The following is a 476-nucleotide window of genomic DNA, read 5'->3' as shown; positions in this document are numbered from 1 at the left end:
CGAAACCAGGGGCGATTCAGTCACAGAGCCTTCTACTGTGTCGCTATCAATTGCATTGAATTGAAGATTTAAGGTTTTCAACCTGCTTTGCACTTCTGTGGAAAGAAGCTTGGTTGGAAATGTAATTACTGACCGCTGTCTACGATTTTCATTGAGAGTGTTTATTAGCCAGGTTGTTTTTCCCGCTCCGGGCGGTGCTATTAAGGTATTGATGATTTTCATTGGTCGATTGGTGTGAAGGGGTGTGGTCTATAAATAAGTTTCGGATGGGTATGGTGTTTAGTTGGCTGTGGAGTTGATGGTGATCATTTTTGACTCGACTCTTTTTCATGTCAATAGGGTAAGTGGATTTTTATTGCGACTATTGTTCGTCGTTGATTTGCCTTTCAATTGCTTAATTGCTTAATTGCTTAATTAATTGATTGCTTAATTAATTGATTGGGTGCGTAATTACTCACTCAAGCACTCAAGCACTC

1 protein-coding gene is annotated in these 476 nt (G+C 39.9%); it reads right to left on the bottom strand.

Annotated elements, in window-relative coordinates; translation table 11 throughout:
* Positions 1-222, bottom strand: a 222-nt coding sequence (locus tag B3361_RS21135; RefSeq protein ID WP_286920350.1) for a hypothetical protein, incomplete at its 3' end; no start/stop codon positions are given.
* Positions 223-476 lie beyond the last annotated feature (254 nt).

It is taken from the genome of Pseudomonas sp. UBA6699 (genome assembly GCF_002454615.1).
Lineage (GTDB): Bacteria > Pseudomonadota > Gammaproteobacteria > Pseudomonadales > Pseudomonadaceae > Aquipseudomonas > Aquipseudomonas juntendi.
Note: the sequence above shows the minus strand (reverse complement) of the source record. Positions and strands in the feature narration are given on the sequence as shown.